This is a genomic window from Streptomyces sp. NPDC057271, assembly GCF_042668715.1.
In the GTDB taxonomy this organism is placed as follows: Bacteria; Actinomycetota; Actinomycetes; order Streptomycetales; family Streptomycetaceae; genus Streptomyces.
Map to the genome: position 1 here is coordinate 1 of NZ_JBHUYJ010000039.1, position 25,548 is coordinate 25,548.

Genomic DNA, 25,548 nt, shown 5'->3' on the forward strand with positions numbered 1-25,548 from the left:
CGTCAGCCCAGCAGGCCGCCGATCGGGTTCCGGTTGCCGCCGGTGCCCGTCGACGAGCCGCCGCTCGTCGGCTCGGTCGTGTCGCCGGTGCCGCCACCGCTGCCGCTCGTGCCGCCGGTGCTCGTCGGGCCGGAGCTGGTGGACGGTGGGGCCGCCGGCCGTGACTGGGTCGGCGTACTGCTGCCGGTGCCCTGCGTGGCGGTCGGCCGGCTCTCCTCGGTACGGCCCGTCTCCCGGACGGTCTCGCTCGGCGAGGCCGTCTTGTCGTCCTCGCGCTCCCCGCTCGCGCCGGCCGTCGCCGACGGCTTGGGGCGGGTGGACGTCGACTGGGACGGGGTGCGCTCGCCGGGCTCCTGCGGGAGCGTCCGGCCGGGCAGGTGGTTGATCGGGTCGTCGTTCGGGCCGGGGACCGTGACCATCTCGGTGGACCGTACGGCCCCGCCGAGCACCGAGCCGATGAGCAGCGTGAGGCCGACCACGACGGAGGTGACGAGCGCCCCGCGGCGCAGGACGCGGCGGCGCAGGTCCCACAGCTCGGAGCGGGGCCCGAGGGTGCGCCAGGCTTCGCCGGCGAGACGGCCGTCGATGGAGTAGACGGGCGCGCCGGCGGTGATCAGCGGGGACCAGGCGGCGAGGAAGATGATGTCGGCGGAGTCGTAGACGGGGACGGACTTCCAGCTGACGGTCAGCAGGAGCGCGGCGGAGAGCAGGGCGCCGATGACGGCCGCGACGCGCTGCCAGAGGCCGAGGACGGTGAGGACACCGACGACGACCTGGAGGAAGGCGACGGTGAGGCCGGCGCCGACCGGGTGCTGGAGGGCGAAGTCGCGGAGCGGTTCGGCCAGTGCCCAGGGGTTGAGCGAGTGGAGCCACTTGACCATGGAGCCGCGCTCGCCGCCGTCGAAGTAGACGGGGTCGCAGAGCTTGCCCATGCCGGCGTAGATGGAGATGAAGCCGAGGAAGACGCGGAGCGGGAGCAGGACGACGCCGAGGTTCATCCGGCGCCCGGGGTAGTAGGCGTGCCGGACGGGGTCGGCGCCGTGGCGCTGCGCACGGCTGCCGCGGTACTCGTGGCCGTTCGGGTCGTCCCCGTGTCCGCTCCCGTGTCCGCTCCCGTCGCCGTTCCCGTACGCGCCGTCGCGGGACAGCTCGTACGGGCCGTCGTAGGCGTGGTCGAAGGCGCCTTCGGCGCGCCGCATCGGAGGGAGGAGCGGCGGGTCGGCGCTGACGACGGGGGTGGGCATGGTGTCGTCGATGCGCGGGATGGCCTGCGTGACGCCGGTGTCGTGGTGCGCCGGGGGTTCCAGCGTGGAGACGGAGGATTCGCGCACGGCCTGGAGCAGTCCGGTCGCTCCGGGCGCGGACTTTCCGGTCCATACGACGGGCCGACGGCGGCCGGCGGCACCGCCCGCCGCTGCCGCGGCGCCTGCGAGGGCAGGGCCGCGGGAGGCGGCGAACTTCGGCTGCTGGGCCGGGGCGAGCCGCACGCGGAAGCTGGCGTGGTTCACGATGACCTGCGCGGGATCGGAATCCACTTTGAGCATGCTCAGCGCGGGCTGATCGTCGAACCCCGGCCGGGGCGTTCTGGTGTCCACACTCATCTAACCGAGTGACGCGGGGTTAGGACACTGCCTTGACGGGCTCTGAATGTCCGAGACCCGTCAAGATCGCGCCAACTGTGCCCGTGTACGCGAAAGGGCCCAGCTCAGGGAGGTGGGCCCGTTCGGTACGGCGTGTGGCGAGGTCAGTTCGCGCGGCGGCGGGCGACCTCGTAGAGGACGATGCCCGCGGCGACGCCGGCGTTCAGCGACTCGGCGCCACCGGGCATCGAGATGCGGACGCGGTAGTCACAGGTCTCGCCGACGAGGCGGCCGAGGCCCTTGCCCTCGCTGCCGATGACGATGACGACGGGGCCGTCGAGCGCCTCCAGGTCCTCGACGGTGTGCTCGCCGTCGGCGGCGAGGCCGACGACCGTGAGGCCCTCCTTCTGGAAGCCCTCCAGGGCCCGGGTCAGGTTGGTGACGCGGGAGACGGGGGTCCGGGCGGCGGTGCCGGCCGAGGACTTCCAGGCGCCGGCGGTCATACCGGCGGCGCGGCGCTCGGGGACGACGACGCCGTGGCCGCCGAAGGCGGAGACGGAGCGGACGATCGCGCCGAGGTTGCGGGGGTCGGTGACGCCGTCGAGGGCGACGATCAGCGGGTCCTCGTGGGCGTCGTAGGCGGCCGCGGTGAGGTCCTCGGGGTGCGCGTACTCGTAGGGCGGGACCTGGAGGACGAGGCCCTGGTGGTTCAGGCCGTTCGTCATCCGGTCGAGCTCCTGGCGCGGGGCCTCCATCAGGTTGATGTTGCCGCGGTCGCCGGCGAGCTTGAGGACGTCACGGACGCGCTCGTCGTTGTCGATGAACTGCTGGACGTAGAGCGTGGTGGCGGGGACGCCGTCGCGCAGCGCCTCGAAGACCGGGTTACGGCCGACGACCATCTCCGACGTGCCCTTGGGGCCGCCTCGGCGCGGGGCGGGGCGGCGGGCGGCGGCCTGCTTCGCCTGGGCGTTGGCGATGCGGTTCTTCTTGTGACCCTTGCGGGCGGAGGCGGGCGGCGTGGGGCCCTTGCCCTCCAGGCCCTTGCGCCGCTGGCCACCGCTGCCGACCGTCGCGCCCTTCTTGTTGGACGTACGGCGGTTCCTGCGCTGGCTGTTCCCGGCCATGACTACCTAATCCTCGGTGTTGCGTACGCATGTGCGTTCACGCGCGTACTCAGGTCTGTAAGTGAAGTGTGCCGCCCGGCTCCCCGAGCGGCACATCATCAGCGGTTGCCCAGCGTCCAGCGGGGGCCGTCGGGGCTGTCCTCGATGGCGAGGCCGGACTGGCCGAGCTGGTCGCGGATCGCGTCCGCGGTCGCCCAGTCCTTGCGCTCGCGGGCCGACTCGCGCTGCTGGAGCACGAGCCGTACGAGGGTGTCGACGACGCCGTGGAGCTCCTCGCCGCGGTCGGTCTCCTCGGCCCAGTGCGGGTCGAGGGGGTCGAGGCCGAGGACGCCGAGCATGGCCCGGACATCGGCGAGGCGGGCGATGGCCTCGTCCTTGTCGTCGGCGGCCAGCGCGCTGTTGCCCTGGCGCACCGTGGTGTGGATGATCGCGAGCGCCTGCGGGACGCCCAGGTCGTCGTCCATCGCCTCGGCGAAGGCGGGCGGCACCTCGGGGGCGGGCGGGACGGTCTTGCCCGCCTTCTCGGTGACGCGCTGGACGAAGCCCTCGATCCGCGCGAACGCGGACTCGGCCTCGCGCAGGGACTCCTCGCTGTACTCGATCATCGAGCGGTAGTGCGGGGTGCCCAGGTAGTAGCGCAGGACGATGGGGCGCCAGTGCTTGACCATCTCGGAGACGAGCACCGAGTTGCCGAGCGACTTGGACATCTTCTCGCCGCTCATGGTGACCCAGGCGTTGTGCACCCAGTACGAGGCGAAGTCGTCGCCGTACGCCTTGGCCTGGGCGATCTCGTTCTCGTGGTGCGGGAAGATCAGGTCGAGGCCGCCGCCGTGGATGTCGAACGCGGAGCCGAGGTACTTGTGGGCCATGGCGGAGCACTCCAGGTGCCAGCCGGGCCGGCCGCGGCCCCACGGGGTCTCCCAGTCGGGCTCGCCGGGCTTGGTGGCCTTCCACATGGCGAAGTCGCGCGGGTCGCGCTTTCCGGAGACGCCTTCGTCGGGCTGGCGGAGGTCGTCGATGTCCTGGTTGGACAGGGCGAGGTAGCCGGGGAAGGAGCGGACGTCGAAGTAGACGCTGCCGTCGGCCTCGTAGGCGTGTCCGCGCTCGATGAGGCCGCGCATCATCTCGACCATCTCGGTGATGTGGCCGGTGGCGCGGGGCTCGTACGTGGGCGGGAGGCAACCGAGCGCGTCGTAGCCGGAGTTGAACGCGCGCTCGTTCTCGTAGCCGATGGACCACCAGGGGCGGCCCTGGTCGCCGGCCTTGGCGATGATCTTGTCGTCGATGTCGGTGACGTTGCGGATGAACGTGACGTCGTAGCCGCGGTACTCGAACCAGCGGCGCATGATGTCGAAGTTCAGCCCCGACCGGATGTGGCCGATGTGCGGGGCGGCCTGGACGGTGGCACCACAGAGGTAGATCGAGACGCAGCCCGGTGTGAGCGGGGAGAAGTCACGGATCTGCCGGGCGCTGGTGTCGTACAGGCGAATAGTCACCACTCCAGGGTAGTGGGCGTGTGGTAGTGCCCCGCGACCGATCGCGGCTCGCGGGGCGGGATTTTTCCGGCGATACGTCAGGCGGGGCGCAGACCGGCGGGGTCGGGTGGTGGCCCGACCGCACGCGGGCGCGGCAGACCGGGGCGCGGCCGGGCGGGTTCACGCGGGTCGCACCCCCGTCGGGCCGTCCGGTGGCTCAGGCCCGGCGGTAGACCAGGGCCGTTGCGAGGGCCGCCAGTCCTTCCGCCCGGCCGGTGAGGCCGAGACCGTCCGTCGTGGTGCCGGAGACGGAGACGGGGGCGCCGACGGCCGCGCTCAGCGCCTTCTGCGCCTCCTCGCGGCGCCTGCCGACCTTGGGGCGGACGCCGATGACCTGGACGGCGACGTTCCCGATCTCGTACCCCTCGGCGCGGACGATCCGGGCGGCCTCCGTGAGGAGGGTGACGCCGGAGGCGCCGGACCACTCGGGGCGGGAGGTGCCGAAGTGGGCGCCGAGGTCGCCGACACCGGCGGCGGAGAAGAGGGCGTCGCAGGCGGCGTGGGCGGCGACGTCACCGTCGGAGTGCCCGGCGAGGCCGTACTCCTCGTCCTCCCACAGCAGGCCGGCGCACCACAGCTCGCGGCCCTCCTCGAAGGCGTGGACGTCGGTGCCGATACCGGTCCGCGGGATCGGCGGGTGGTCAGAAGCCATCGTTGGCCCTCCTGCGGGCGAGTACGGCCTCGGCCAGTACGAGATCGAGCGGACGGGTCACCTTGAACGCCTCCTCGTGGCCGGGGACGACCACGACCGGAGCGCCGAGCCGCTCGACCATGCCGGCGTCGTCGGTGGCGCCGTCACCGGTGAGGGCGACGGTCGCGTGGGCGTTGACGAGGGTCTCGTAGTCGAAGCCCTGCGGGGTCTGGACGGCGCGCAGCCGGGAGCGCGCGGGCGTGGCGACGACGCTCTCGGGATCGCCCTTCGTCGCCGCGGGCTCGACCTCCTTGACGGTGTCGGCGACGGGCAGGGCGGGGACGACGGCGACGGCACCGTCCCGCACGGCCTCGACGACGGCGTCGACGGTGTCGACGGGCACGAGCGGGCGGGCCGCGTCGTGGACGAGGACGGTGGAGACGCCCTCGGGCAGCGCTTCGAGGCCGAGGCGTACGGATTCCTGGCGCGTGTCGCCGCCGGGGACGACGAGGTAGTCGGTGCGCTCGGGCAGCGCGTGGGCGTCGAGGAGGTTCTTGACCTCCGCGGCCCCGTCGGCCGGCGCGACCACGACGACGAGGGAGACGGCCCGGGAGGCCGCCATCGCCCGGACGGCGTGGATGAGCATGGGGGTGCCGTTCAGCGCGCGGAGCGCCTTGGGGGCGCCCGGGCCGAGGCGTACGCCCCGGCCCGCCGCGGGGATCACAGCGGCGGTGCGCGCGGGACGCGTTTCGTCTGTCATCGGTTGCACTCCGGCAGGTTTGTTTCCTCGGCCGACATGGGTATGGCCCTGGGGGTCGCCCCGGACGACGTCCGGGGGAGTGCTGAACGCAACGCCTTGACCGGGCCCCTTCCGTGACGACGGTCGGGGCGTTGCGAGTGGCACGAAGCCGTGGGACGCGAGGGGGGGCAGGGGTACGAGAGTTTCGTCGACGGACGCGTCACGAGACGGACGTCACCCGGAGATCGCCCGGACGTGAGATCACCCGGAAGACCGCCTGGAGCGGCTGGAGCGCGTCGGGGGATCACCCGGACGTCGTGAGAGCGGCCGTGGACATCGAGCGGGACGCCGAGAGACGAAACATGCCGCAGCGCCCGGCGACGGCGCTGTGTGGGACACAGCACGTCATCGGGCACCGCGGCATCGCTTCGCTCAGGACGCGAGGACCTCGTCGAGGAGAGCCTCGGCCTTGTCCTCGTTCGTGTTCTCCGCGAGCGCCAGCTCGCTCACCAGGATCTGCCGAGCCTTGGCGAGCATGCGCTTCTCACCTGCGGAGAGACCGCGCTCGCGCTCCCGGCGCCACAGGTCGCGGACCACTTCGGCGACCTTGATGACATCGCCGGAGGCGAGCTTCTCGAGGTTCGCCTTGTAGCGCCGGGACCAGTTGGTGGGCTCCTCGGCGTACGGCGCGCGCAGCACCTCGAAGACCCGGTCAAGACCGTCCTGACCAACCACATCGCGAACACCGACGAACTCCGCATTGTCCGCCGGCACACGAACCGTCAGGTCGCCCTGGGCGACCTTGAGCACCAAGTAGGTCTTGTCCACGCCTTTGATCTGGCGAGTTTCGATGGCCTCGATCAGCGCGGCCCCGTGATGGGGATAGACCACGGTGTCGCCAACCTTGAACGTCATGTGACAGGTACCCCTTCCGTGGCTATCCAGAGTAACACGGATACAGCTTCTTCTGAATGGCGTTTTCGCAGGTCAGGGCATATCTCGGGGCTTGACAACAGCGACGCGAACGTGCTGCGCGGGGCCGACGGAAGCCGGTATTCGCAGGTCGGAGCGGCTGTGCGGACGGAGAGAAACGCGCCCGCCACACCCGCCTGGAGCACCCCGGAGGAGGCGGCATGTCCCGTTTTGCCGGTTTCGGAACGTACATCTTCACGTACTCCGTTCGAGGATCGGTCACCCGTGCGGATGCATCTCGGACCGAATCCCGAATTGATCACCCGACGGTGCGACTCGCGTTTTTCCGTGAGGCGCGCGAGGGAATGCGCGGAGGGTCACCGAATTGATCAAGTCTGTTATGTGAACGGAGCGTCAATGCGACGTGATCCGGCCATGGCGAAGGCGATCACGACGGGTGTGGCGACCGCGGCCCCGCGGCCCGGGGGCGCGAAGGGGCGGGTCGGGTGCGGGACGGAGAGGGTGGCTCGGTAACCTAAGCCCGCTGACGCACCTTTAGCTCTTCCTTTAGCCGGTTGGTCCTGAGCTCGACTCCAGCCGGCTCGTCCCTGCCCGTCCGTACGTCCAAGGAGTTGCCGCCGCCGTGAGCCGCAGCCTTCGACGCGGCGCCCTCGCCGCCGCCGCCATCGTGATCTCGATCGCCTCGCTGTCCGCCTGTGGCGCCGGCAACGACGCGCAGACGCTCGGCGTGCGGCCGGACAACGCCGCCGTCACCGTCGAGGACGTCAAGATCCAGAACGCCCTCGTGATCACCCAGCCGACCACCGGGGCCCCGGGTCCGGCCGTCGTCTCCGCCACGGTGTTCAACAACGGCAGCGCGCCGCAGACGCTCGACTCGATCACGCTCGGTGGCTCCGCCGCGCCGGTGGCGCTCAAGGCCGCCACGGGCTCCGGCCCGATCACGATCCCCGCGGGCGGCTCGGTCGTCATCGGCGGCAAGGGCAACGCCTCCGCCACGATCGAGAACGGCCACGAGGCCGTGAAGGACGGCAACGCGCAGAAGCTCGTCTTCAAGCTGAGCCGGACCGGCGACGTCTCCCTGGCCGCCTTCGTCGTCCCGGCGACCGGCTACTTCGCCGAGTTCGGGCCGACCGAGATCCCGCAGCCCCCGGCCGCCAAGCCGACCGCCACCGCCACGCCGACCGGCGACGCCGGCCACGGCGGCGAGGCCACCCCGACGGGAACCCCCACGGGCACCGCCACGCCGACCGGCACCGGCACGCCCACGGACGGCGCGAGCAGCTCGACCGGGCACTGACACACCCCGGTCACCGACACACCCGTCACACCCGTACGCACGAGGGGCGGACCGTCCGAGCACCCCCGCGGGGGGGCCCCCCCCCCCCCCCCAGAAAGAGGAGCCCCACCCCCCCCGCCCCACACCGTCGCCCAGACACCCCCCCCCCCCCCCCTACCAACGCTCCGGCGGGGCGCCCCTTCACGTACGCAGGGCAGGCGGCTCCGACCGTCTACGGCTCGAACTTGTAGCCGAGACCGCGCACCGTCACCAGGTACCGCGGCGCGCCCGGGTCGGGCTCGATCTTCGCCCGCAGGCGCTTCACGTGGACGTCGAGGGTCTTGGTGTCACCGACGTAGTCGGCGCCCCACACCCGGTCGATCAGCTGCATACGGGTCAGCACGCGGCCCGCGTTCCGCAGCAGCATCTCCAGGAGGTCGAACTCCTTCAGCGGGAGGTCGACCTTGCCGCCGGAGACCGTGACGACGTGACGGTCCACGTCCATGCGGACCGGGCCGGCCTCCAGGGCGGCGGGAGTGACCTCCTCCGGCTCACCGCGGCGGCGCAGGACCGCGCGGATGCGGGCGACCAGCTCCCGCGAGGAGAACGGCTTCGTCACGTAGTCGTCGGCGCCTATTTCCAGCCCGACGACCTTGTCGATCTCGCTGTCCTTGGCGGTCACCATGATGACCGGCACGTTCGATCGGCCGCGGAGCTGGCGGCAGACCTCGGTGCCGGGCAGCCCCGGCAGCATGAGGTCGAGGAGGACGAGATCCGCCCCGTTGCGCTCGAACTCGTCGAGGCCGTCGGGCCCGGTCGCGGCGACCGCGACCTCGAAACCTTCCTTGCGAAGCATGTACGACAGGGCGTCGCTGAAGGATTCCTCATCCTCGACGACAAGCACTCGGGTCACGGAAGGACCTCCGGGGCAGGGAGCGGTTCGGTCATGAGATCGGGGGTGGGGGAGGCGGGCGGGCGACGGTCCCGTACGGCGCCCGCCTCGGGCAGCCGCAGGGTGAACGTGGAGCCCTGGCCTTCGGTGCTCCAGACGGTGACCTCCCCGCCGTGCGAGGCGGCCACGTGCTTGACGATGGCCAGGCCGAGACCCGTACCTCCGGTGGCGCGGGAGCGGGCCGGGTCGACGCGGTAGAAGCGCTCGAAGACCCGCTCACGGTCCTTCTCGGAGATGCCGATGCCCTGGTCGGTCACCGCTATCTCGATCAGGTCGCCGCCGGGTGCCGAGACGCGGCGGGCCGCGATGCCCACCCGCGTACGGGCCGGTGAGTAGTTGACGGCGTTCTCGACGAGGTTGCCGAGTGCCGCGGCGAGCTGGCCGCGGCTGCCCCAGACACGCAGGTCCGCGGTGCCGCCCTCCCGTCGCCCACCACCACCCTGTTCGAGTCCTTCGGGCGGCCACACGTTCGAAGCCATGGTGATCTGTTTGGTCGAGGCCGCGTGCCGGGAGCGGTCGATGGCCTCGGCGACCAGCTCGTCCACCCGTACGGGCTCGGAGTCCTCCAGCGGGTCGTCGTTCTGCACCCGGGAGAGGTCGATGAGCTCCTGTACGAGGTTGGTGAGCCGGGTCGCCTCGATCTGCATGCGGCCGGCGAAGCGGGTGACGGCCTCGGGGTCGTCGGAGGCGTCCATGACGGCCTCGGAGAGCAGGGAGAGGGCGCCTGTCGGAGTCTTGAGTTCATGACTCACGTTGGCGACGAAGTCGCGCCGTACCGCTTCGATACGGCGGGCCTCGGTCAGGTCTTCGACCAGGAGCAGCACCAGGCGGGAGCCGAGCGGGGCGACGCGGGCGGAGACCGCGAGGGCCTCACCCCGCCCCGTACCCCGCCGAGGCAGGTCGAGCTCGACCTGACGTATCTCCCCGTCGCGGCGGGTGTCGCGGGCCATGTTGAGCATGGGCTCGACGGCCAGCTTCCCGCCGCGGACCAGACCGAGGGCGTACGCCGCCGAGCTGGCCTTGACCACGGAGTCGCTCTCGTCGAGCACGACCGCGGAGGATCGCAGCACGGAGAGCACGGTGTCGACGCCGGGCGGGAGCACGGCGTCGGTGTGCAGGGAGGTCCGGGTGGGTCGCGCCTGGTCGCGCTCGCTCCAGCGGAACGCCAGCATGGCGATCACGCCGGTGCACACCCCGGCGATCGCTGCCAATGCGGCGACCGCCGCGTTCACGTCCATGCCATCCAGGTTATGCGGGCCGACGGACACTCTCCCAGCCGTCCGTGTGGCTGCTCGAACAGTCGTCGCCCAGAGTTCACCGTAGGGACCGTGCCGGTTCATTTGGCCTGCCCGGAGCGGCGGCGCAGGTCGCCCAGAGTTCACCGAGGGGAAATGGCTCATTCACTTGGGGTGGACACGCCTGACTTGTCCGCGGTCGAACGTGGGAGCGTGGGGGTCCGAGCACAACTGGACCCCGGACGACTGCGAGAGAGGGACATCGATGCGGGACGCGTATCACGAGGAACTTGACTCGATCGGCGAGGCCCTGGTCGAGATGGCCCGCCTGGTCGGGTCGGCGATCGGGCGCGCCACGACGGCCATGCTCGACGCCGACCTGAAGCTCGCGGAGAGCGTGATCGCCGCGGACCAGAAGGTCGACGACCTGCAGCACGACCTGGAGGCCCGGGCGATAGCGCTCCTGGCCCGCCAGCAGCCGGTGGCGACGGACCTGCGGATCGTGGTGACGTCGCTGCGCATGAGCGCGGACCTGGAGCGGTCCGGCGACCTGGCGCAGCACGTGGCGAAGCTGGCGCGGCTGCGGTTCCCGGCGACGGCCGTGCCGCGCGACCTGCACGCGACGATCCTGGAGATGGGTCAGCTGGCGCAGCGCCTGATGGCGAAGGCGGCGGAGGTCATCATCACGAAGGACGTCGACCTGGCGCTCCAGCTGGAGCAGGACGACGACGAGATGGACCTGCTGCACCGGACGCTGTTCCAGCACCTGATGGACGACCGCTGGAAGCACGGCATCGAGACGGCGGTCGACGTGACGCTGCTGGGCCGCTACTACGAGCGGTTCGCGGACCACGCGGTGTCGGTGGCGAAGCGCGTGGTGTACCTGGTCACGGGCGAGCACGCGGACGAGCTCCAGCAGTCGGACGCCCCGGTCGAGGGCGCGTAGCCCTCGGACGGACGGACGGCGGGCGGACGGCCCGGTCGAAGGCGCGTAGCCCTCGGACGGACGGCGGGCGGACGGCCCGGTCGAGGGCGCGTAGCCCTCGGGCGGCCGGCGGGACGGTCGCGGGGGCCTTGGGCTGGGGGCCACCGCTGCGCCCTCGGGGCCGGGGGTCCTCGCCCGCCCCGTGGGCCGTCGTGCGCGTGCGGGCGGCGGGCGGGTGTTCGCACTTCTGTGCGCCGTTGATGCGCCCGGTGGGGTGGGCATGCAATGGGGGGGAGGCGACGTACGCTTTCGAGGAGGGACTCCCATGGCCGAATCCGCCACGACCACCGACCCCCAGCAGGAGCCGCCGCGCGACGCGGTCTTCCTGCCCGTCCTCGGCGCCTGCGGGTGCGGCGCGGGCTGCGGCTGCGGCTGCCAGTCCGGCGGGCCGTGCCAGTGCGGGGGCTGCTCGGGGTAGCCGTGAGCCCGAGGAGCCCCGCCCGGGATTCGCCCCCGGGCGGGGCTTCTCACGTCGTCGCCGCGACGGCGTCACACGTCGAGCACGCCGACCGGCTGACCCCCGGTGGTCTCACCGGTCTCGCGGAAGCCCAGCTTGCGGTAGAAGTCCCCGGGCCCGTCCTCGTCCGCCTCCCACGACACGTACATCAGGCTGCCGCCCCGCCGCCGTATCTCCTCGCGTACCGCCTCTACGGCGAAGCGCCCGTACCCCTTGCCCTGGTGATCGGCGGAGATGTTGAGCCGCCAGAGGCCGCTGCGGTAGTCGTCGGGGTCCTTCTTCGGGGCCCACTGGATGTCGAGGAAGGCCATCAGGAAGCCGACGAGCTCGTCGCCGTCGAAGATGAGGCGGGGCCAGGCGGGCTCACCGAAGGCGTACGCCTCCGCCAGCGAGTTCGCGACGGGGTCGACGTTCTTCTCCTGGTGGGGATGCACGCGCAGGGCGATCGCGGCGTCGACGTTGTCGGGGGTGATCTTCTCGAGACGGAGCGCGGTAGACATGACGCGGAGGCTACCGACACCTCGGGGACCCACGCCCGTGAATATGCCGGGGCGAGGCCCGAGGACAAGGCCGGCGGTTCGCGCTCCCCCGCCTTCCTCCGCCCTTCCCTGCGCTCCCCCGCTCTCCCCGCCTGGCCCCGCACGGGCAAGCCGGCATGGATCGGACGTTGATGTCAGAACGGCACCGCCGTCAGGAGATCGTCCGTAAGGTACTCGGTCGTGACGCCCTATGAGCGCTGGTCCCTGCTCGCCTCCTTCGGCACCCTGTTCGTCAGTGTTGTGGCCTTCGGCGCACTGGCGTGGCAGCTTCTCATGCTGTCTCGCAACACAGCCCAAGATCACGACAGGCGCCGCAAGCAAGCGACCATGGAGTACCTCACGGCCATCATGGAGCGGCGAAAGGAGCTCTACGACGCAGGGATCCCCGACGAGCGGGATCACGTCGCCGTTTCCGCTCTGGTCAGTCTGTCGTTGTCGGGTGACGCCGCGGCGACGAAGCTGATCACGTCGTACCTGTCGGCGCTCAACTACCTCGGCGTCGGCACCCGTTCGGACGCCTTCGACCGAGCGGTCGTCGATCAGGCCTGGGGTGGTCTGATCATCGCCGTCCGGGACAACTACGCGCCCTGGATCGAGGCACAGCGACAGGCTCACGGCGAGCCGCGCCTGTACGAGGACTTGCAGTGGCTGGCGGGCGAAATGACACCGCGCCGGGCCGCGACCCATCCCGTCGACAGCGACATCCTGCCTTCCCAGGGGCAACCAGCACGCGGGTAGGAGGCAGAGGGGCGCCGGTGCCGGCTAGGCGTCGGCGATTGGTCGAGGCTCGGGCGTCTCGTCCACGAACGCGTGGTCCGCAGCACGTACTGACCGCTGAGCAAGCCAACCGGACACGCGTGGGCCGCCGTTCACCGCTCCGCCCTCCGTGACCGTGCGAACGTGCTCGAAGCCATGCCGAAGGTAGTAGCGCTGAAGGGCCTCATTGGTCGTCCAGGCGTCGAGTCGGAGCCAGACGGCGCCGGCCCGATACGCCCGGTCCCCTGCCCAGTCGAGCAGCCGACGGCCCAGGCCCTGACCCGCGTGCGTGCGGGCCACTGTCAGCTTGTTCACGTACGCAGAGGGCTCGCAGCGCTCGCGGTCGTTCCAGAGCCCGTCATCCGCTTCGGGAGTCAGGGTGATCGTCGCCGCCGTCGCGGCGTCGTCGCGGACCATGAACACGACGCCTGCCTCAAGGGTGGCCAGCAGCTTGTCCGCCGGGTAGGGGCGGCGCCACTGGTCGGTGCCAAGGGCGGAGAGCCACGACGCGGCCTCTTCCCTGAAGGCCAGCAGCTTGCCGAGATCGTCTGGTGTCGCGGTCTCTATGATCACGGCGGCTCATCCTCCTGTCGGCCGGACGGCGTGCCGACTCGTGGTTCATGCGGTCAGGTCGCCCCGGAACAGGGTGATCGTGCAGCGGACCGGCCTGTCGCCCGAGCGGCCCTGCGGGTCCACAGCAGCACCGGTACGCCCGCGCCGACGTCCAGCAGCCTGGTTCAATGCACGCATCATGACGCACCCTCGCGTCGGCCGGCGTCATCTCGGCACGAACAAGGCCCCCACCGGCGGAGAAACCGCCGGTGGGGGCCGTGATCACGCGTAGGGCTACTTCTTGCCCTGGTTCTTCACGGCCTCGATCGCCGCGGCCGCCGCCTCCGGGTCGAGGTAGGTGCCGCCGGGATTGAGGGGCTTGAAGTTCTCGTCCAGCTCGTAGGAGAGCGGGATGCCCGTCGGGATGTTCAGGCCCGCGATGGCCTCGTCCGAGATGCCGTCCAGGTGCTTGACCAGCGCGCGCAGGCTGTTGCCGTGGGCCGCGATCAGAACCGTCTTGCCGTCCAGGAGGTCCGGGACGATGCCGTCGTACCAGTACGGCAGCATGCGGTCGACGACGTCCTTCAGGCACTCCGTCCGCGGGCGCAGCTCCGGCGGGATCGTCGCGTAGCGCGGGTCGTCCGACTGGGAGAACTCCGTGCCGTCCTCGAGCGCCGGCGGCGGGGTGTCGTACGAGCGGCGCCAGAGCATGAACTGCTCCTCGCCGAACTCCGCGAGCGTCTGCGCCTTGTCCTTGCCCTGGAGCGCACCGTAGTGGCGCTCGTTCAGACGCCAGGAGCGGTGGACCGGGATCCAGTGGCGGTCGGCGGACTCCAGGGCGAGCTGCGCCGTGCGGATGGCGCGCTTCTGGAGGGAGGTGTGCAGTACGTCGGGCAGCAGGCCGGCGTCCTTGAGCAGCTCACCGCCGCGGACCGCCTCCTTCTCGCCCTTCTCGGTGAGGTTGACGTCCACCCAGCCGGTGAACAGGTTCTTGGCGTTCCACTCGCTCTCGCCGTGGCGGAGGAGGATCAGCTTGTACGGTGCGTCGGCCATGCGCCCGAGCCTAATCGACGCCTGACGATTGACGTGCACCGTCAATTCGCTGGCGTCCGGCGTATGAGATGCGTAAGTTACGGCTGCCGTTAGAGGGACTTACACACACGGGGGCCGGCCACACATGTCCATCGACTCGCTCAGACGATCAGCACGCGCGACGGTCTCCGGCCTTCCCAGCGGCTTCTGGTGGCTCTGGCTCTCCACCCTGGTGAACCGGACCGGCGCCTTCGTCCTCACCTTCCTCTCCCTCTACCTCACCCAGGAGCTCGGCCACTCCGCCTGGTTCGCCGGGCTCGTCATCGCCCTCCACGGCCTCGGCGGCGTCGCCGGCTCCCCGCTCGGCGGCACGCTCACCGACAAGTGGGGCCGACGGCCCACGATGGTCACCATGCACCTGGTGACGGCCTCCTGTGCCGCCGCCCTCGCGCTGGTCTCCACCGGCTGGGGCGTCGCCGCCGTCGTCCTGGTGATGGGCGTCTCCATGCAGGCCGTCCGGCCGTCCATCTCGGCGACCATCACCGACATGGTTCCCGAGCACGACCGCCGCCGGGCCTTCGCCCTGAACTACTGGGCGCTCAACCTCGGCTTCGCCGTCGCCGCCTTCGGCGGTGGCGCCGCGATCTTCCTCGGCTACCGCACCCTCTTCGTCATCGAGGCCGTCGCGGTCACGCTCTGCGCCCTGATCGTCTTCCTCCGCCTCCCCGAGACCCGCCCCGAGGCCCGCCGCAACGCGGTCGGCGAGGTCGTCGAGAAGGACCGCGTCAGCGTCCTCGACGTCCTGCGCGACGCCCCCTTCCGGACGCTCGTCCTCCTCAACCTCCTCGTCTGCCTCGTCTTCACCGCCCCCTGGGTCGGCCTGCCCCTGTCCATGGCGGCGGCCGGTCTGGAGCCGGGCGCGTACGGCGCCGTCATCGCCGTCAACGGTGTCGTGATCGTCGCCTTCCAGCTGCTGGTCAACAAGGTGACGGACAGGCGCTCCCCGGCCGTGCTGCTCACCGTCTCCTCGCTGCTCTTCGCCGTGGGCACGGGCGCCACGGCACTCGCCGGAACCCCCCTGGTCTTCGCCGCCACCGTCGTCGTCTGGACCATCGGCGAGATGGTCCACGTCCCCACCAACGCCGCCGCCACCGCCAAGCTCGCCCCCGAGCACGCCCGTGGCCGCTACCAGGGTGTGATGGGCATGTCCTGGGCGCTGTCCGGCTTCCTCGCCCCGATCCTCGCGGGCTGGGTCGTCGACGGACCGGGGCCGGACTTCCTCTGGATGGGCACGGCCGTCATCGGAGCCGTCGCCGCGATCGGATACACGACCCGGCTCCGCAAGGCCCTCGCGGACGACACCCCGGCGGACGCGCCGACGCTCACCAAGCCCGTGGGGACCGCTCGCGCGGCCGAGCCGCAGGACGCGGCCCCGTAACACCCCGGGCCGCCGAGAACCACGGCCCCCCGGAGCCCCGACCCCTCGGCGCGCGGGGTCCCGCGGGGCGGGGCGGGGGGGCCTGCGGGGTCGGGGCGGGTGGGGCCCTGCGGGGCCGACGCGCGCGGGGTCCCGCGGGGCGGGGCGGGTCGTGGTGGGGGCCGACGCGGGCGGGTCGTGGGGGCGGGTCGTGGGGGCCGACGCGGGCGGGGTCCCGCGGGGGCGTGCGGGCTGCTTCCTGCGGGACCGTGCGGGCCCGCGCGGTCACGACGGGCCGGCGGTCAGTTCGCGGGCTTCTGGGTCAGATGCGTGAACGCGTCGAGGTTGCGGGTCGACTCGCCGCGCGAGACCCGCCACTCGTACTCGCGCCGGATCGCGCTCGCGAAGCCCAGTTCCAGCAGCGTGTTGAAGGAGCCGTCCGCCGCTTCGAGGACCGAGCCCAGGAGCCGGTCCAGCTCCTCCGGGGTGACGGCGGCGAGCGGGAGCTTGCCGGTCAGATAGATGTCGCCCAGGCCGTCGACCGCGTAACTCACTCCGTACAGCTTGAGGTTGCGCTCGAGAAGCCAGCGGTGGACGCCCGTCTCGTTCTCGTCGGGGTGGCGGATCACGAAGGCGTTGAGGGAGAGGGAGTGGCGGCCGACGCGCAGCGACAGGGTGGTGAAGAGCTTGCGCGTGCCGGGGAGTTTCACCACGTACGACCCGGGCTCGGGCGACTCCCACTCCAGTTCGGCGTCCTTGAAGGTGTCCTCGATGACCCGCCGTACGTCCTCAGCTTGCTCAGCCATGGTGCGAGCGTACGCGACGGCGATGATCGTGCATCGCTGCCGTGTACACCTCCGCCGTGCCCGAGGCCGCCGTGTCCCAGCCGAAGGACTCCGCGTGCCGGGCCGCCGCCTCGCCCATCCGGACGGAGAGCGCCGGGTCGGCCACGAACCGCGCGAGCGCGCGGGCGTAGTCGACCGGGTCGTGGCCCGGGACGAGGAAGCCGGTGGCACCGTCCCGTACCGCGACCGGAAGGCCGCCCACCGCCGCCGCGACGACCGGCGTACCGGCCGCCTGCGCCTCGATGGCGACCAGGCCGAACGATTCGCTGTACGAGGGCATGACCAGCACCGACGCCGCCCGGAACCAGTCCGCGAGCCGGTCCTGGCCGACCGGCGGGTGGAAGCGGACGACGTCCGCGATGCCGAGCCGCGCGGCGAGCTTCTGCAGCCCCTCGGGCTTGGCGAGGCCGCTGCCGCTCGGCCCGCCCACGACCGGCACGACCATGCGCGAGCGCAGCGACGGGTCCCGGTCCAGGAGCACGGCCGCGGCCCGCAGCAGGATGTCGGGGGCCTTCAGCGGCTGGATACGGCCCGCGAAGACCGGGATGAAGGCGTCGGCGGGCAGCCCGAGGCGGGCGCGGGCGGCGGCGCGGCCGTCGGCGGGGCGGAAGTGCTCCAGGTTCACGCCCGGGTGGACGACGGCGACCTTCCCCCGCTCCGCCTCGTAGAAGCGGACGAGTTCGTCGGCCTCCTCGGCGGTGTTGGCGATCAGCCGGTCGGCGGCGCAGACGATCTGCGTCTCGCCGATCACCCGCGCCACCGGCTCGGGGGTGTCGCCCTCGGCGAGCGCCGCGTTCTTGACCTTGGCCATGGTGTGCATGGCGTGGACGAGCGGGACGCCCCAGCGCTCGGCGGCGAGCCAGCCGACGTGCCCGGAGAGCCAGTAGTGGGAGTGGACCAGGTCGTAGTAGCCGGGGCGGTGGCCCGCCCAGGCCCGCATCACACCGTGGGTGAAGGCGCAGAGCTGGGCCGGCAACTCCTCCTTCGCCAGACCCTCGTACGGCCCGGCGTCCACATGCCGTACGAGAACGCCCGGGGCGAGCTCGACGGCCGGGGCGAGGCCGCCGGTGGTGGCCCGGGTGAAGATCTCGACCTCGATGTCGATGGCGGCCAGGCGCTTGGCCAGCTCGACGATGTAGACGTTCATGCCGCCCGCGTCGCCGGTGCCCGGCTGGTGGAGGGGCGAGGTGTGGACGCTGAGCATGGCCACCCGGCGCGGCGTCCGGTGGCGTCCGGGGAGCCGGAGTCGGGGCGGCGTCGCCAGGGAGCCGGCAAGCCGGGACACGTACTGGCTCACGTCGACGGTCCTTCCGCTGAGGGGGTGGCGGGCCTTGCGGGGCGGTGCGGGTGATCTGGGGCGGTGCGGGTCGGGCAGGTGGTGCGAGTGGAGCAGGCCCGCGGGCGTGCGGGCACGGCAGAAGGGACGCGTCGTGCGCCCTTCACGCCGCACAACACCGGAATGCCGCCATCCATTTCCGTTTTGCCAATTCATTGCCGTGTCCGCACGGCGTGGCGCGACCCGTACCCTCGTTCCATGGCCCCGCGCACCACGCTCCGCACCCCGAGCCGCCCCGTCGGCACGGCCACCCGCGGGACCACGAACCCCAACCGGTTGCGCCGCATGGACCGCTGGATCGCCGCCGTCCACGGCGCGGCCCTGCGCCGCTCCGCCGAGCCTCCCGTCGCCGTCGACCTGGGGTACGGGGCCGCGCCCTGGACCGCCGTGGAGCTCCTGGCCCGGCTGCGGACCGCCGACCCGCGTACCGAGGTCGTCGGTATCGAGATCGAGCCGGCCCGGGTCGCCGCCGCCCGCCCCTACGAGCGCGAGGGACTCACCTTTCTGCACGGCGGCTTCGAGGTCCCCGTCCCGGGCGAGGTCGCGCTGATCCGGGCCGCGAACGTGCTGCGGCAGTACGACGAGGACGAGGTGGCCGCGGTCTGGGCGCGGCTCCGCGCGCGGCTGGCGCCGGGAGGGCTGCTCGTCGAGGGGACCTGCGACGAGATCGGGCGGCGCCACGTGTGGGTGACGCTCGACCGCACCGGACCACGATCGGTGACGTTCGCGACCCGTCTGGCCTCGCTCGACCGGCCCTCGGACCTCGCGGAGCGGCTCCCCAAGGCGCTGATCCACCGCAACGTGCCGGGCGAGCCGGTGCACGCGTTCCTGCGCGATTTCGACCGGGCGTGGGCGGCGGCCGCTCCGTACGCCTCGCTCGGCGCGCGGCAGCGCTGGATCCGGGCCGTACGCGGTCTGGCGGCGGACTGGCCCCTGACGGACGGGCACCGGCGGTGGCGTCAGGGCGAAGTGACGGTCCGCTGGGAGGCACTGACTCCCCGCTGACGGACGTGCGCCACCCGAAGGCCGTCAGAACGCCGAGTGCCGGTGAATTCGAGGGCCCGTCGGGAACGCGACTCCCACCTCACTCGTCCCCTGTGGGGGAAAGTGACCCGACAGGGTCCGGTATCCCCTGTTGCTTTCGCGTTCCGCGTGGCACCATCACCAAGGTCACGACGAAGTTACTGACGGTAAATCAGATACCGGTGCGGGCCGTACGAGGGGGAGCTTGTGAACCGACGCCGCCGTGTCAACGCCGCGATCACCGTGGTCTGCGCTCTGACGGTGCTGGCCTCGCCCGCGCTGACGTTCCATGCCTCGGCGGCCCCGGCCGCTCCGAAGGCGGCACCCGCGGCCCCGCTCCCGCCCGACGCTCCGAAGAAGACCCTCGAAGAGGTGCGCAAGGAGATCGACGGCTTGTACCGGAAGGCGGCCGCCGCCACCGACGCGTACAACCTCGCCGAGGAGCAGACCAAGGAGCAGTCCGCCGAGATCGTGCGGCTGGCCAAGATGATCGTCGCCGGACGCGAGAAGATCGACGCGCTCAAGGCCCAGGCGGGCGCGGCGGCCCGCGCCCAGTACCGCAACGGCGGGCTTCCCGAGGGCGCCCAGTTCGTCCTCACCGACGACCCGCAGCTCTTCCTGGACAACGCCGGCCGGCTCAAGGAGGGCCAGAAGGCCACCAGGGACCTGCTGGCCGAAATGACCAGGACTCAGGCCCAGTTGACCGTCTACGCCAAGGACGCGGGCACCAACTGGACCAAGCTGGAGGCCAACCGCGTCAAGCAGGCCGAGGCGAAGAAGGAGATCGAGGCGAAGATAGCCGCCGCCAAGAAGCTCGAGTCCGAGCTGGCGGCCGAGGAGCGTGCGCGGCTGCTGCGCCTGGAGGAGCAGGAGCAGTACCGGGCGCAGACCGCCTGGCTGGACACCGGCGTCCTCAAGGGCCTGAACGCCACGGCGACACCGCAGGGCAAGCGGGCGGTGGAGTTCGCGACGGCGCAGATCGGCAAGCCGTACGTCTGGGGCGCCGAGGGCCCGGACTCGTACGACTGCTCGGGGCTGACCCAGCGGGCCTGGGGCAAGGCGGGCCGGAACATTCCGCGCACCTCGCAGGAGCAGTGGCGCCTGCTGCCCAGGGTGGACATCAAGGACATGCGGCCGGGCGACCTGATCGTCTACTACAAGGACGCCAGTCATATCGGGATGTACGTAGGAAACGGGGCGATGGTCCACGCCCCGCGTCCCGGGCGGAACGTGACCCTCGCGGGCGCCGGTTCGATGGAGATCCTGGGAGTCGTCCGTCCGGAGTGACCCCGGAGTGACCCCCGGAGTGACCCGCGCCTCCGGAGGGCTCCCTTCCGGAGGCCGTCCGGCGTGATGTTCGTCATGGCTCCGCGGGCAACAACCTCCCCATGCGCGGCATATGCCAAGGGACCGTCGATGCTCGTACCGTGATCGCCATTCCGCTGCCCGGTGCGGTACCGCTATGGTCCCCGTCTGGCGGGACGTCGTTCGTCGCCCCGCCGCGCCCTCGGGGGGAGGGAAGGAAACCACGACCGATGCCCGTACCCGTACCGCGCCAGAGAATCGTCTCTGCCGAGGCGCCCGGCGCTGTGCCCGCTGCGACAGGCACCGATCTCACGCTGCTCGTCGTCGAGGACGACCCGGCGGGTGCCCTCGCCGTCCCCGAGATGCTCGACGACGTCGACGGGACCCGCGTCCGCATCCGTACCGCCCGGAACCTCACCGAGGCCGAGCGGCTGCTCACCGACGACGTGCACTGCGTTCTGGTCGACCTGGCGCTCCCCGGGCCCCGCGCCGCCGGCGACGACACCCTCGCGCCCCTGCGCCACATCCTGCGGCTCGCGCCGCGCCACGCCGTCCTGGCGCTCGCGGCCTCGACCGACGCGGAGCTGGCGGCGGAGGCGGTACGGGTCGGGGCTCAGGACCACCTCTTCCGCGAGGAGCTCGACGGCCGGCTGCTGAGCCGGGCCATCCGCTACGCGGTCGAGCGCAAGCGGGCCGACGCGGTGCAGGTGAAGCTCACCGAGTCGCGGCTTCGGGCCCAGGAGAACGCCCGCCTGGAGCGCGGGCTGCTCCCCACCCCGCTCCTGGAGGGCTCCGACCTGCGGTTCGCCGCCCGCTACCGGCCCGGCCGCTCCCGCGCGCTGCTCGGCGGGGACTTCTACGACACCGTCCGCACCCCCGACGGCACGGTCCACGCGATGATCGGCGACGTCTGCGGGCACGGCCCCGACGAGGCGGCGCTCGGCGTGGAGCTGCGCATCGCGTGGCGGGCGCTCACCTTCGCCGGACTCTGCGGCGACGAGCTGCTCTCCACCCTCCAGCGCGTCCTGGAGCACGAGCGGGAGAGCGAGGAGATCTTCGCGACGCTCTGCACGGTGGACATCGCCCCTGACGGGCGCCGGGCGGGCCTCTGCCTGGCCGGGCACCCCGCACCGCTGATCGCCCGCAAGGACCGGCCCGCGCGGCTGCTCCCGTACGAGGACGGCGGCCCGGCCCTCGGCCTGCTGCCGCGCGCCCGCTGGCCGCGGCGCCAGGTGGAGCTGGGCGGGGCGTGGAGCCTGCTGATGTACACGGACGGCCTGATCGAGGGCCGCTCGGCGGGCCCGGGCTCGCCGCGGCTCGGCCAGGACGGGATGGTCGAGATGATCAACCGGCAGCTGGCGGAGGGCCTGCGGGGCGAGGAGCTCCTGGAGGCGGCGGTGGCGGAGGTGCGCTCGCTGAACGGCGGGGAGCTGACGGACGACGTGGCGGTCCTGGCACTGGAAAGGGCCCGGGGCTGACCCCGGGCCCCCTGGGTCCCCGGATCGGGTCCCGAAGAACGTCGTACGGGCTCTTCCGGCCGTAGGGCCGTAGGGCCCCGCTTTGCTCCTACCGGCCGCCGTTGTAGGGACCGTACGGACCGTCGCTGCTCGATCCGCCGCGCCGCCCGCCGCCGCCCCCACCGGAGACCTGCTTGATGGCGGGGCGCACGTCGACCATGAAGACGATGGCGGCGATGAGCCCGGCGATCTGCAGGAAGAGCATGCCCAGAACCAGGTTCAGGACGAGGTTGAGGCCGAGGATGATCAGCCAGAACTTCTTGGTCTGCTTGTCGGCCGCACGATACGCGTCCTCGCGTGCCATGGCGGCGAAGACGAACGAGACGACGGCGAAGCCGAGGAAGACCAGGTCCGTCACCAGGAGGAGACCGAGGTCGAATCCGTCGCGCAACATGTCTGAACCGCCTAGTCAGTGATGGGAGCCCTCGCGGCCAAGGTACCCGGTACAACGCACCGGCCACCCTGATCGGTGCCGGGGATTACTTCTCGGTGGCGGAGACCGGCTTCTTGGCCGGCGCCTTGCGGGCGGTGGTCTTCCGGGCGGGCTTGGACGCCTCGGCCGTCCCGGCCGCCTCCGCCGTCTTCGCGGCGGGCACCTGGGCCCTGGGCTCGGCCTTCTTCGTCTCCGGCGTGCTCGCCGACTCCGGCTCGACGACCACCGCGATCTCGGTGATCTCCTCGGCCACCTCACCGCGCCACGCCCTGACGGCCTCCTCGCCGTGGGCGGCGACCTCCTCGTACTTCTCGCGCGCCTTGACCGCGTACTCGGCGGCCACGCCGACGCTCCGCAGGGCCAGGTCCTGGGCGGTCTCGCCGAGCTTCTTCAGGTCGGTGTCGAGGTTGCCGACGACCTCGGCGAGCTTCGACTGGACGGTGGCCTGGGCCTCCTTGGCCCGGTCCGTGACCTTCTCCTGCACGACCTTGGGGTCGGTGTTGCGGACGGCGTCGATGCGCGCGGGCGCCTCGGCGGCGATCTGCTCGATCAGGCCGGGGACCTTCCTGGCCTGCTGGACGGCGAGGTCGGCGGTACCGGCGGCGAAGTAGAGGGGGGTACGCAGTTCTTCGATGATGGCCATGGTGGTGGTCCTCCCGGATGTGTACGTACTAGCTCGGGGTGGGTTCGGCTGTGGCGCCGGTGGCATCGGCGGTACCGGCGGTACCGGCGACGTCGGTCACCCTGACCGCGTCGGCCGCGTCGGCCGCCTCGGCGGCGTTCTCCTTGCGGAAGGAGTCGTAGATCTGGAGCAGCACCTGCTTCTGCCGCTCGTTTATCGAGGGGTCGGCCAGGATGACGGCGCGCGTCTCCAGCTCGTCCCGCTCCTTCTCGTCGAGGATTCCGGCCCGCACGTACAGCGTCTCGGCGGAGATCCGCAGGGCCTTGGCGACCTGCTGCAGCACCTCGGCGCTGGGCTTGCGCAGACCGCGCTCGATCTGGCTCAGATACGGATTGGACACCCCCGCGGCCTCCGCGAGCTGCCGCAACGACAGCTGCGCGGTGCGCCGCTGCTCACGGAGGTACTCGCCAAGATTGCCGACGTTGAGTGATGCCATGACCGTGACGATGACATCCAGCGCTAACTTTTGCAAGCAGGCGCTTGCAAGAGTGTCGCGCCTCACCGTACGCGGCCGATGCGACTGATGACGTGTCTGTCCGTTCTCAGTAGATGTGGCGAATCCCGGTGGTTCTGGCGAACGACTTGGCGGAGTCCCGGCGAGCTGGCGGCCGGTGTCCGGTCTCTGCGCAGTCCGGGCAGTCTCGAAGATCTCCGGGCATCTGCAGTGATGCCTCACCCGAGTCCGGGCATCACTGGCGCTCGGGGCGCCGAGCGCGGAACCCGAGGCCGACGCGTCAGCGGGCTGACGTTTCCGGTTCGCCTCCCCATGCGGCGGCGCGGCGAGACGGTCTGGCGCGACGACCGGCGAGATCATGGGGGACTGACTCGGCGGCTTCCACGAGAGGACATCCGATGCCGTTCGATGCCCGCGTGCCTCACCGAGACGGGACTGACGTCGGCAACGTCGGGGCCGATCATTAGGCTCCGCTCATGACCAGCGCCCTCGGATTCACATGCTCGTGCTGCGGCAGCCATCACGCCGAACTGCCGATGAACTACTCGGCCACGGCCCCCTACGTCTGGGATCCGCGTTTCGCCGACCGTGCGGACTGCCTGCTCTCGTCGGATCAGTGCGTCATCCAGGCACAGCACTACTTCGTCAAGGGTCTGATCGAGATACCGATCATCGGCAGCGACGAGGCCTTCTCCTGGGCCGCATGGGTCTCCCTCAGCCGGGACAACTTCGCCCGAGCCGCGGACCTCTGGGACACCCGGGGACGCGAATCCGAGGAGCCGTACTTCGGATGGCTGTCCACCGACCTCTTCCTCTACTCGCCCAGCACCATCAACTTGAAGACCCACGTCCACACCCGCCCCATCGGACAGCGTCCGTTCATCGAGCTGGAGCCGACCGACCACCCTCTCGCGGTCGAACAGCGGACCGGCATCACGATGGAGCGTGTCCGTGAAATCGCCGAAGCTGTTCTCCACCCTGCCGACAGCGAATCCAGGTGACGTCGAACATCCTGCTGACCTAGCGTTCCACCCATGACCACCCCCGACGTCGGCACCGGCGATGAGGCCAGCGTGACGATCCGCTGCCAGGACAATGCGTCCGTCGGCGTGACGTTCTGCGACCGGTTCAGCTTCGACGCAGACTCCGTGCACTATGCCGTCGAGCTGCGGGCTCCCGGTCTGACCGCTCGCGTCAACGAGGTCGTCGCCTGGATCTGGGACAGCGATCTCACCGCATTCCTGGAAGAGCTCGCCGCCGACTACCGGGGATGGGACGGCGAACGGAGCTGGCAGACCAATGACCACGACCTAATGGTGTCGGCGGTCTTCCGGTCCGGCGGCCACGTCGGCCTGACCTGGGCCTTGCGGCCGTGGCCTCAGGCCGCAGGTGGCTGGGGCGCCTCTGTGACCACCTGGCTGGAGGCCGGCGAGCAGATGACTTCCCTGGCGGCCGATGTTCGGGCCTTCCTCGCTGAGGAGCACCAGTGACATCCGGCATGCGCATCACCTGGACCCTGGCGGGATCCGGGTGGGCGGACTGCACCCTTGAAGATCGCCAGGCGAGAGTCGAGCTCACCGCGTCCTACATCACCAGTGCGCCCGAGGAGCTCCTGACCGCGGTGGCCCAGCTCGTCGCGGGCGTGACGGAGACGGGACAGCGACTGAGCACGGTAGGTGCCCGTTCTCAGTGGATGGGGCGAGTCCCGGTGGTTCTGGCGAACGACCTGGCGGAGTAGCGGCAAAGCCGAGCGCTCTGGAAGCGTCGATCCGGCGGATCAACCGGACCGATGCCACCGTGGAGATGGGTCCGGACGGCACGCTCACCGGCCCCCTCGCCCGCGGGGACGTCCTGCGGTTGCGTCACTCCGTGGTCACCGCGGGCGCGGAAGCGGCGGCGGGAAGCGACGAGCGGGGGTACGGCCGGCAGCTCCGGTCCGAGCTGATGATGCTCTCCGCGCCTCCGGGCGCGGAGCTGCGCGGTCAGGCGGATGCACGGCGCAGCTCAGCACCCCGCACAGGTAGCGGTGCACATCGCACAGCACATCACCACACGCAGATCCGAGGCGGCAAGGGCGGGTTCGGGGCTTTCCACGTCGCAGCTCCCTGAGCAACGGCGATCCGAGCGCAACGGGGCGTGCGAACGGCTGATCCGTACATCGTTCTCGACGAGCCCGCTCCGACGGCTGCAGCCACGAACGGCATCGCCTG

The 25,548-nt window shown here is 71.4% G+C and carries 28 protein-coding genes; 12 read left to right on the forward strand and 16 right to left on the reverse strand.

Features of this window, described 5'->3' with window-relative positions; translation table 11 throughout:
* Positions 1-2 precede the first annotated feature (2 nt).
* From ACFUJR_RS19330 to ACFUJR_RS19355, 6 genes are all read right to left on the reverse strand, one after another.
* Complete coding sequence (locus ACFUJR_RS19330) at positions 3-1,601, reverse strand: DoxX family membrane protein (protein ID WP_383180010.1); 1,599 nt, start codon at positions 1,599-1,601, stop codon at positions 3-5.
* Positions 1,602-1,744: 143 nt separating this feature from the next.
* Entirely contained in the window at positions 1,745-2,704 is a 960-nt protein-coding gene (gene rlmB / locus ACFUJR_RS19335) for a 23S rRNA (guanosine(2251)-2'-O)-methyltransferase RlmB (RefSeq protein WP_383180007.1), read from the reverse strand.
* 98 nt (positions 2,705-2,802) lie between these two features.
* The gene (gene cysS / locus ACFUJR_RS19340) at positions 2,803-4,200 is read right to left on the reverse strand and encodes a cysteine--tRNA ligase (protein ID WP_383180004.1); all 1,398 of its coding nucleotides are present in this window, start codon (positions 4,198-4,200) and stop codon (positions 2,803-2,805) included.
* Between the two features lie 196 nt (positions 4,201-4,396).
* Positions 4,397-4,891, reverse strand: coding sequence for a 2-C-methyl-D-erythritol 2,4-cyclodiphosphate synthase (gene ispF, locus ACFUJR_RS19345; protein ID WP_383180001.1), 495 nt, complete (start codon positions 4,889-4,891; stop codon positions 4,397-4,399).
* Positions 4,881-5,630 (reverse strand): 2-C-methyl-D-erythritol 4-phosphate cytidylyltransferase, encoded by a 750-nt coding sequence (ispD, locus tag ACFUJR_RS19350; protein ID WP_383179998.1) that lies wholly within the window; start codon positions 5,628-5,630, stop codon positions 4,881-4,883. The genes ispF and ispD overlap by 11 nt, the downstream gene beginning before the upstream one ends.
* A 411-nt stretch (positions 5,631-6,041) precedes the next feature.
* Positions 6,042-6,524, reverse strand: coding sequence for a CarD family transcriptional regulator (locus tag ACFUJR_RS19355; RefSeq protein WP_003953493.1), 483 nt, complete (start codon positions 6,522-6,524; stop codon positions 6,042-6,044).
* A gap of 640 nt (positions 6,525-7,164) precedes the next feature.
* Here ACFUJR_RS19355 and ACFUJR_RS19360 point away from each other — a divergent pair.
* Positions 7,165-7,839, forward strand: a complete 675-nt coding sequence (locus tag ACFUJR_RS19360; protein WP_383179995.1) for a DUF461 domain-containing protein — start codon at positions 7,165-7,167, stop codon at positions 7,837-7,839.
* Between the two features lie 211 nt (positions 7,840-8,050).
* Here ACFUJR_RS19360 and ACFUJR_RS19365 read toward each other — a convergent pair whose 3' ends face one another.
* Both ACFUJR_RS19365 and ACFUJR_RS19370 read right to left on the reverse strand, forming a co-directional pair.
* Positions 8,051-8,731: a response regulator transcription factor gene (locus tag ACFUJR_RS19365; protein WP_017242433.1), complete on the reverse strand. Its 681-nt coding sequence runs from the start codon at positions 8,729-8,731 to the stop codon at positions 8,051-8,053.
* Positions 8,728-10,008: a sensor histidine kinase gene (locus ACFUJR_RS19370; RefSeq protein WP_383167790.1), complete on the reverse strand. Its 1,281-nt coding sequence runs from the start codon at positions 10,006-10,008 to the stop codon at positions 8,728-8,730. Before ACFUJR_RS19370 ends, ACFUJR_RS19365 begins: the two co-directional genes overlap by 4 nt.
* 262 nt (positions 10,009-10,270) lie before the next feature.
* Between ACFUJR_RS19370 and phoU the strand changes: the two genes are divergently transcribed.
* Both phoU and ACFUJR_RS19380 read left to right on the forward strand, forming a co-directional pair.
* Positions 10,271-10,951, forward strand: coding sequence for a phosphate signaling complex protein PhoU (phoU, locus tag ACFUJR_RS19375; RefSeq protein WP_383167793.1), 681 nt, complete (start codon positions 10,271-10,273; stop codon positions 10,949-10,951).
* Positions 10,952-11,255: 304 nt separating this feature from the next.
* Entirely contained in the window at positions 11,256-11,408 is a 153-nt protein-coding gene (locus ACFUJR_RS19380) for a hypothetical protein (RefSeq protein ID WP_383167796.1), read from the forward strand.
* Positions 11,409-11,479: 71 nt separating this feature from the next.
* On the opposite strand, the gene ACFUJR_RS19385 is transcribed toward ACFUJR_RS19380, so the two are convergent.
* Positions 11,480-11,947: a GNAT family N-acetyltransferase gene (locus ACFUJR_RS19385; protein ID WP_383167799.1), complete on the reverse strand. Its 468-nt coding sequence runs from the start codon at positions 11,945-11,947 to the stop codon at positions 11,480-11,482.
* Positions 11,948-12,166: 219 nt separating this feature from the next.
* Between ACFUJR_RS19385 and ACFUJR_RS19390 the strand changes: the two genes are divergently transcribed.
* Positions 12,167-12,724: a DUF4760 domain-containing protein gene (locus ACFUJR_RS19390; protein WP_383167802.1), complete on the forward strand. Its 558-nt coding sequence runs from the start codon at positions 12,167-12,169 to the stop codon at positions 12,722-12,724.
* A 24-nt stretch (positions 12,725-12,748) separates the two neighbouring features.
* Here ACFUJR_RS19390 and ACFUJR_RS19395 read toward each other — a convergent pair whose 3' ends face one another.
* Together ACFUJR_RS19395 and ACFUJR_RS19400 are read right to left on the reverse strand one after the other, a co-directional pair.
* Positions 12,749-13,315: a GNAT family N-acetyltransferase gene (locus tag ACFUJR_RS19395; RefSeq protein ID WP_383167805.1), complete on the reverse strand. Its 567-nt coding sequence runs from the start codon at positions 13,313-13,315 to the stop codon at positions 12,749-12,751.
* 273 nt (positions 13,316-13,588) lie between these two features.
* Positions 13,589-14,347: a phosphoglyceromutase gene (locus ACFUJR_RS19400; protein WP_383167807.1), complete on the reverse strand. Its 759-nt coding sequence runs from the start codon at positions 14,345-14,347 to the stop codon at positions 13,589-13,591.
* A gap of 124 nt (positions 14,348-14,471) precedes the next feature.
* Here ACFUJR_RS19400 and ACFUJR_RS19405 point away from each other — a divergent pair, with 124 nt between their 5' ends.
* Entirely contained in the window at positions 14,472-15,764 is a 1,293-nt protein-coding gene (locus ACFUJR_RS19405; RefSeq protein WP_383167810.1) for an MDR family MFS transporter, read from the forward strand.
* 281 nt (positions 15,765-16,045) lie between these two features.
* On the opposite strand, the gene ACFUJR_RS19410 is transcribed toward ACFUJR_RS19405, so the two are convergent.
* Both ACFUJR_RS19410 and mshA read right to left on the reverse strand, forming a co-directional pair.
* Entirely contained in the window at positions 16,046-16,549 is a 504-nt protein-coding gene (locus ACFUJR_RS19410; RefSeq protein ID WP_383167813.1) for a YbjN domain-containing protein, read from the reverse strand.
* Positions 16,542-17,885, reverse strand: coding sequence for a D-inositol-3-phosphate glycosyltransferase (gene mshA, locus ACFUJR_RS19415; protein WP_383167816.1), 1,344 nt, complete (start codon positions 17,883-17,885; stop codon positions 16,542-16,544). Before mshA ends, ACFUJR_RS19410 begins: the two co-directional genes overlap by 8 nt.
* A 237-nt stretch (positions 17,886-18,122) precedes the next feature.
* On the opposite strand from mshA, the gene ACFUJR_RS19420 reads away from it, so the two are divergent.
* The 3 genes from ACFUJR_RS19420 to ACFUJR_RS19430 all read left to right on the forward strand — a co-directional run bounded on the left by ACFUJR_RS19420 (position 18,123) and on the right by ACFUJR_RS19430 (position 21,730).
* The gene (locus tag ACFUJR_RS19420; protein WP_383167819.1) at positions 18,123-18,929 is read left to right on the forward strand and encodes a class I SAM-dependent methyltransferase; all 807 of its coding nucleotides are present in this window, start codon (positions 18,123-18,125) and stop codon (positions 18,927-18,929) included.
* Between the two features lie 225 nt (positions 18,930-19,154).
* Positions 19,155-20,234: a C40 family peptidase gene (locus ACFUJR_RS19425; protein ID WP_383167822.1), complete on the forward strand. Its 1,080-nt coding sequence runs from the start codon at positions 19,155-19,157 to the stop codon at positions 20,232-20,234.
* A 248-nt stretch (positions 20,235-20,482) separates the two neighbouring features.
* The gene (locus ACFUJR_RS19430; protein WP_383167825.1) at positions 20,483-21,730 is read left to right on the forward strand and encodes a PP2C family protein-serine/threonine phosphatase; all 1,248 of its coding nucleotides are present in this window, start codon (positions 20,483-20,485) and stop codon (positions 21,728-21,730) included.
* An 88-nt stretch (positions 21,731-21,818) separates the two neighbouring features.
* Here ACFUJR_RS19430 and ACFUJR_RS19435 read toward each other — a convergent pair whose 3' ends face one another.
* From ACFUJR_RS19435 to ACFUJR_RS19445, 3 genes are all read right to left on the reverse strand, one after another.
* A complete protein-coding gene (locus ACFUJR_RS19435; protein WP_383167828.1) occupies positions 21,819-22,163 on the reverse strand; it encodes a DUF2516 family protein in 345 nt (114 codons plus the stop codon).
* An 85-nt stretch (positions 22,164-22,248) separates the two neighbouring features.
* The gene (locus ACFUJR_RS19440) at positions 22,249-22,845 is read right to left on the reverse strand and encodes a hypothetical protein (protein WP_383167831.1); all 597 of its coding nucleotides are present in this window, start codon (positions 22,843-22,845) and stop codon (positions 22,249-22,251) included.
* A 28-nt stretch (positions 22,846-22,873) separates the two neighbouring features.
* Positions 22,874-23,320 (reverse strand): helix-turn-helix domain-containing protein, encoded by a 447-nt coding sequence (locus tag ACFUJR_RS19445; protein ID WP_383167833.1) that lies wholly within the window; start codon positions 23,318-23,320, stop codon positions 22,874-22,876.
* Positions 23,321-23,874: 554 nt separating this feature from the next.
* On the opposite strand from ACFUJR_RS19445, the gene ACFUJR_RS19450 reads away from it, so the two are divergent.
* From ACFUJR_RS19450 to ACFUJR_RS19465, 4 genes are read left to right on the forward strand one after another with little or no spacing between them, the layout of a single operon-like run.
* Complete coding sequence (locus ACFUJR_RS19450; protein WP_383167946.1) at positions 23,875-24,339, forward strand: DUF2199 domain-containing protein; 465 nt, start codon at positions 23,875-23,877, stop codon at positions 24,337-24,339.
* A gap of 33 nt (positions 24,340-24,372) precedes the next feature.
* Positions 24,373-24,828, forward strand: a complete 456-nt coding sequence (locus tag ACFUJR_RS19455) for a DUF6228 family protein (protein ID WP_383167836.1) — start codon at positions 24,373-24,375, stop codon at positions 24,826-24,828.
* Positions 24,825-25,076, forward strand: coding sequence for a hypothetical protein (locus ACFUJR_RS19460; protein ID WP_383167838.1), 252 nt, complete (start codon positions 24,825-24,827; stop codon positions 25,074-25,076). Before ACFUJR_RS19455 ends, ACFUJR_RS19460 begins: the two co-directional genes overlap by 4 nt.
* Entirely contained in the window at positions 25,028-25,447 is a 420-nt protein-coding gene (locus ACFUJR_RS19465) for a hypothetical protein (protein ID WP_383167841.1), read from the forward strand. Before ACFUJR_RS19460 ends, ACFUJR_RS19465 begins: the two co-directional genes overlap by 49 nt.
* Positions 25,448-25,548 lie beyond the last annotated feature (101 nt).